This is a genomic window from Paenibacillus sp. 01L418, assembly GCF_056400045.1.
In genome coordinates this window covers 1-6467 of record NZ_JBFTSN010000368.1, presented here as the reverse complement: position 1 = coordinate 6467, position 6467 = coordinate 1, and the positions used below count along the sequence as shown (strand labels likewise).

Annotated in this window: 5 protein-coding genes; all 5 read right to left on the bottom strand. The window is 44.9% G+C overall.

The genetic code is table 11. From position 1 onward, the window contains the following. Positions 1-175: 175 nt before the first annotated feature. The 5 genes from AC1DSE_RS27840 to AC1DSE_RS27820 all read right to left on the bottom strand — a co-directional run bounded on the left by AC1DSE_RS27840 (position 176) and on the right by AC1DSE_RS27820 (position 6354). Entirely contained in the window at positions 176-772 is a 597-nt protein-coding gene (locus AC1DSE_RS27840; protein ID WP_076268222.1) for a hypothetical protein, read from the bottom strand. 244 nt (positions 773-1016) lie between these two features. Beyond that, a complete protein-coding gene (locus AC1DSE_RS27835) occupies positions 1017-2720 on the bottom strand; it encodes a proline--tRNA ligase (RefSeq protein WP_477510133.1) in 1704 nt (567 codons plus the stop codon). A 366-nt stretch (positions 2721-3086) separates the two neighbouring features. Next, complete coding sequence (locus AC1DSE_RS27830; RefSeq protein ID WP_477510132.1) at positions 3087-4241, bottom strand: ABC transporter permease; 1155 nt, start codon at positions 4239-4241, stop codon at positions 3087-3089. Continuing rightward, entirely contained in the window at positions 4234-5397 is a 1164-nt protein-coding gene (locus AC1DSE_RS27825; protein ID WP_477510131.1) for an ABC transporter permease, read from the bottom strand. The genes AC1DSE_RS27830 and AC1DSE_RS27825 overlap by 8 nt, the downstream gene beginning before the upstream one ends. Before the next feature lie 12 nt (positions 5398-5409). Beyond that, positions 5410-6354 carry an ABC transporter ATP-binding protein gene (locus AC1DSE_RS27820; protein ID WP_477528533.1) on the bottom strand — a complete coding sequence of 315 codons (945 nt, stop codon included), beginning with the start codon at positions 6352-6354 and terminating at the stop codon, positions 5410-5412. Between the last annotated feature and the right edge of the window lie 113 nt (positions 6355-6467).

Below are 6467 nucleotides of genomic sequence, written 5' to 3'. Positions count from 1 at the left end.
CAATTATATTGAGAGAACTAAAAAGTTTATCTTATATATACCGAAAAGCTTAGACATTTTTATAATAAAAGGAGTCTTTTTTCATGGTAAATGAACAACATAAAAACGATCAAATGCTGTTAGAAGGCAGCTTTTGATCGTTTTTATGTTTTCAAATGGGGGCTAGCATCTATCATCAGAGTTCCAATTGCAACATTTCCGAGCGAAGAGTATTCAGCCGCTCTTTAGACTCAGTAACCGCTTCCTCATCCTTGCTCTCTAGCGCGTCAAACAGCATCGATAGCTCATAATCCAGCTCATAACGCAGTACAACCGCTCTTTCCTCAGCACGCTTTGATTGAAATGCTCTAATCATTTCTTCTATTGTAACGAAAGGCTTCTTCTGATAAATAATCCGATGTTCCATACCGGACACCTCCACGAGTCGTATAATCTCACCGAACATAATACTCTCAATGACGATTTGACGATCTTTAATGCGCTTCACAATCGCATGTCCACGTGTGTCATTAATCAGCTTTTCAATTAATTCTGACAGCTTCTCATCTTTAATAATGTAGTCCCCGACAATTTTGTAACGGTTCTTCATTCGCTGAAACTGAAGCTTAACGAGCTTGCGGCCAGTTCGAATGGATACAAGAAACTGCCCCTCCGTCTCACTCCAGTACAAGGAGTACCCTTCCTGAATAAGATCGCGGATGAGATTTTGGATTTGCCGCCGGTCAAATCGCAGCTCCAAATTGCAATATTCGACTTCATGGCTTTTGTTCACGGCAATCCCTCCCTTACCTCAGAATAGTTGACGAAATGTTCTGATAATTTGTTCTTACTTTTATCTTATACTCCATCTTATGTTATGGCAACTTGGATTATTGACTAATTTTACGCTTACAGCCGACTTATCTAAAAAAAGGGCGCGAGCGTCTTCATATGAAGCGGTCTCGCACCCTTTTGATCTTATATTCCATAGGCCTCCATGGATTTATCAAACCCATTTCATGCATATGTTTTCAACTTTAGTTGCGCAAAGCAAAAGCTATAGCTTCTTCTAGTTCTAGCTTTTGCGCTTCTAATTCGTTCCTTTGCTTAAGCTCTACGATTCCATCAGCAGCTTGTTTCCCTACTACAATGCGCAGTGGTATGCCGATAAGATCGGAGTCCTTGAATTTGACGCCTGGGCGCTCGTCACGATCATCGAGCAGCGTCTCTACCCCAGCCTCATGCAATCTTGCTGTAATATGCGCGGCCAGATCCATTTGGACCTGATCCTTCACTGATACAGGTACCACATGGACTTGGTAAGGTGCTATCGATTTAGGCCAAATGATGCCATTGCTATCGGAGTGCTGTTCAAGTACTGCAGAGAGCAAACGTGAAACTCCGATACCGTAACAGCCCATTATTAACGGCTGCTCCGAGCCCGACGCATTTAAAAACTTAGCATTTAGCGCTTCACTGTATTTCGTTCCCAGCTTGAACACATGGCCAACCTCAATGCCGCGGTAAAATACCAAACTGCCTGTCTCGCAACGCGGGCACCCGTCTCCTATTGCTGCATTTCGATAATCACCTGCCTGCACATCCGTCAAATGAATGCTTGGGATAACATTTCCGATATGATAATCCTGCTCATTCGCTCCTGCTACTCCTGATTTCATCGCAAGAACAGCATGGTCAGCATAAACGGGAATTTGCAAGGCGATCGGCCCAGCAAAGCCGGTAGGTGCGCCAGTTACCCGCTCTGTCGTAGCTTGATCCGCAAGCTCCAGATGTGCTACAGCAAGCGCATTTTTCACTTTTATTTCATTTACCTCATGGTCTCCCCGAACAACAACAGCAACCGGAGCACCGTCTGCAACATAAATCAGTGTTTTCATAAAAGCATCTGCTCCAAGGCCAAAAGCCTCAACAAGCTGGTCAATCTTCTTGATATCCGGTGTATGATATCGCACCAACGCAGTATCATTGTTCTGCTGTGTATTCGTTGTTTGTTCCGACAGCTTGTATTCAGCTTTTTCCAAATTCGCCGCATAGTCGCATGAATTGCACACAGCAATCGTGTCTTCACCAATATCAGCCAACGCCATAAATTCATGTGTTCCGCCTTCTCCGCCAATTGAACCTGCATCAGCTTCAACCGGACGGTAATTTAGACCACAGCGTGTGAAGATGCGATTATAAGCCTCGTACATGCTCGTATAGCTGCGATGAAGCCCATCCCAATCCTCATCAAAGGAATAAGCATCTTTCATTAAAAACTCTCTGCCTCGGAGCAAGCCATAGCGTGGACGCTTCTCGTCGCGGAATTTAGTTTGAATCTGATACAATGTCATTGGCAGCTGTCGATAAGAGCTTACCTCGCTGCGCACCAGAGCTGTAATCACTTCTTCATGCGTTGGTCCAAGCGTAAACTCGCGATCATGTCGGTCACGCAGCCGCATAAGCTCAGGTCCATACACATCATATCGACCCGATTGCTGCCACAGCTCTGCCGGCTGCATAGCGGGCATTAATACCTCTTGAGCTCCGGCTTGATCCATTTCTTCTCTTACGATTTGCTCGAGTTTTCTGAGTACTCGCCTGCCTAGCGGCAAATACGTATAAATACCTGCGGCAAGCTGTCTAATAAGACCTGCACGCAGCATTAATTGATGGCTGGCTGCTTCCGCTTCTGACGGCGCCTCGCGCAAGGTAGGCATTAAAAGCTTACTTTGTCTCATAATAGATAACCCTCCGATGATTAGATTTAAGCCATAAAAACAAAAAAAACGCATTCGTAAGGGACGAATGCGTTCGTGGTACCACCCTCAAATAGCCGCCAAATGATCTGGACGACTCTCAATAGATAACGGAATGAATATTCCGGCAGCGGAAGAAGAATACGCTTCCTACTGCAGCTCGCAAGATAGGGATTAATCAATCGTTCATAGAAGCCTTCCAGCCTTCGGGCTTCCTCTCTGATAGAAACGTTTGCTGATTAACATAGTCTTGGTCGACGCTGTTGCGATGTCATTAACTTTTGACAAATTTACAATACAACGATGATGAAGTCAAGCCAATTTTCAGGGCGCTTGCTGCTTAGCATTTTAGCTTGTTCGATTTGGCCTGAGCACGGCCGAACCAAAGGCAATCAGCACAGCAGCAAATAAAAGCAGGATAAGAAGCGGAAGCAAGACGTCACTAAAGCTGCCCCCGCCGCCTAAACGATCAATTGCTGTAAGCGCCCATTTTTGCGGAAAGAAATTAGCAAGCTTTTGCATAAAATCAGGTAGCATGGAAAGAGGAAAGAAACAACCGCTGATCATGCAGGACGGAGCGATGATAATGTTGTTGATTTGAGACAGCTGCGTGCTATTGCGCACCAGACCCGCTACCGCTGAAGCAAGGCCGACAATTGCAAGCAAAAAGAATTCTAATACGAGCAGCATCCATCCAAACGAGATACCAGGTGAATAGTCAAATACAAAATAAGTTAAGCCTAGAACAATGACAAGCTGAATCGTGCCCACCAGCATGCTGCCCATAAAATTTCCAAAAGCAATATCAAGCGAGCGAAGCGGCGCTGTGTACATCCTTGCCATGGTGCGCTGCTCTCGATCTTCCATAATGAAACCGATAGACTGGCTGACAAGCAGCATAACAAACATAAGGATGAGACCGATCATCGTTGGATCGGATACAATTTTGCCAAGCTCCATTTCCGTATTTACAAGGACAGCTTTAGGTGTGGCTTGCGCTTCCAGCAAAGCGGTCAGCTTAGATAAATCCACAGGAGATTCAGGGTCAGTCCCTCTTACAAGAGCGGCAGAGGAAGACAGCTTCTGAGCTTCTGTCTGAAGTGTAGCTTCAAGCGAAGCGTTCCAAAGCTGCGTATTCATTCGGTAAAGCTGAGCTGATGAAGGGCCTCCCTCCATCATTTTTGCTGAGAAATCCGAAGGAATATAGATCGCAGCATCCGCTTTGCCCTCTAGGACTCGATCCTTTAATTGCTGTTCATTCATCGCCGGCTCCGAATGAATCTCATACAATGGCTCTTTCTGTAATGAGGATGCCAAATATTCGCCTAATATTCCTGAGTCAGCATTATTCACGATAATAATAGCCTTATCTCTATTCGTACTAGCGAACAACCCTGCCATTATAGATAAAATGATCGCTGGGACAAGAACATTCATAATCAATCCGCGACGGGAACCCATGGTGCGTCGTACGAGATGTGCAGCAATTTGCAAACTAGGCATGCTTTCTCACCACCTTTGGCAGTCTAATGACTGCGATTATTGTTATGCCTAAAGCGATTGCTCCAAGAATACCGATTGCATTCCAAATCGTTGCTGAAGCTTCACCGTTCATGATGGCACGAAGCGTTTCATTAGCCCAATGATTGAGCGTCCACTTATCGAGACCTCCTACCATCTTCTCAATGCCTGTAATCATTCCGCCGCTAATAAAGGTCATGCTGAATACAATGATGCTGAACAGCGTTTGTGTCGTTTTTTTGGATCGTACGAAGGATGAGATCGAAATAGCAAGTGCAGCCCCAGCAACAGTCGTAAGCAGACAAGTCAGCGCAATAGCTCCAAAGTTATTTCCCCAATCGACACCATACACAAAAGCTGTAAATGCGATAATCACTGCCGCTTGCAGCGCTGCAAGCATGACTCCTCCTAAAATAATGCCAAACACAATGGCTCTAAATGAGCCTGGAATTGCGTACATACGCTGCAAAGTTCCCGCTTCCCTCTGATTGAGCAGCGCGATCGTCGCCGTCATGCCGCCATAGAGCAAAAACATAATTAAGTAGGCCACAGAATAGTATTGCATCGCTGATTCTTTGCCAAAGGCTTGATTATCTCCTGAGCTCAAATTTTTCGTCTCAATGCGTGATTGTCCTGCTGGCGCTTGACTTTGAGCAGCACCCGCACTTAGCTCTGGTCCAAGGATTTGCAAAGCTGCGGCTTGCAAATTTACAGCAGCCATATATTTATTGATAAAAGCAGAAGCAGCAATATTTTTTTCTTCATAGCGCCCTTCAAACGTTGACCAATTCGCCGTTTCCCCTGCGCTTAGCTCACTGGAGAAGTTTTTCGGAATCGATACGCCATAATCAGCAATACCCTCGCGTATCCAGTCCTTTACCTCCTTCTCTGAGTTTGCATCTAGAACCTTCACATATGGTTTTATTGCTTCATTGCTCCAGAAAGCATCAATGCTAGCTCGCATTTCCCCCTGATCCGCATTATATAGGGCAATTTTAGCCGGCTTTATTTCTGTGTCAAATGCGCTGCCAAGCAGCAAAATCAACAATAAGGGCAAACCGATCAAAATAATAAGAACGGAACGCATCCGTGTATATTTTATAAGCTCATAATAAGCAGCTGTCCACCATGCTGGCATCACCATCATCTCCTATTCGTCACGTAATGTGCGTCCGGTCATTTGCAGGAATAGCGATTCAAGATTCGGCTCTTCCCGCGTCAGCTTGCGAATATTAATGCCATGCTTCTGAAGGATAAACAACAAATCCTGTAATATAGACAGAGATTCCTTCACCGTCACTTCAAGCGTCAAGCTATTATCTCGTTCTGCAAGCTGAAGCACGCCTGGATGCTCAGCCATCTCTGTCATTGCCGTCGCCGATTTTTTATCAATTTCAAAAATCAGCTTCTCTTCTTGGCCAACCTGACGTTTTAATTCATCCTTCGTCCCGCATGCAATAAGCTTGCCTTTATCAAGAATGCCGATTCTTGTACAAATCGCTTCTACTTCTTCCATGTAATGGCTGGTGTAAATGACGGTAGAGCCTAACTTATTTAATTCCCTTACGGACTCCAAGATATGGTTGCGTGACTGAGGGTCGATTCCAACCGTTGGCTCATCCATAATGATCAGCTTTGGACGGTGCATGATGGCGCAAGCAATGTTCAGTCTCCGCTTCATTCCACCTGAGAATGTGCTAGGTTTATCCTTCGCTTTGTCCAGCAACCCTACGAATTGCAGCGCCTCATCAACACGATCGCTAAGCAGCGAACCTCTGAGACCGTAAAGCTTTGCAAAAAAAGTAACATTTTCGCGAGCGGTCAACGTCTCATAAATAGCCAGCTCCTGCGGCACTAAACCAATCCGTTTCTTTACTTCAAGCGGATGCTTGCGAATTGAAAAACCTTCGACCAAAATATCTCCGCCGCTTGGCTTCAGCAAACCAGCCAACATATGAATCGTTGTACTTTTTCCCGCTCCATTTGGACCAAGTAAACCAAAAATTTCACCCTGATCAATATTGAAGCTAAGATGATTAACCGTTATCGTTGTGTCGTATTTTTTGACAACCTCGCGAAATGTAACTAGATTCATATTTATTCATCCTTTCAGTTCGTTTCTGATAAACCAATTGTACGTCATGAAAGGCAACGAAACAGGTCTAAAAAGTCATCTTATGAAGGTGACTAAAGTCATCTCTTTGTAAA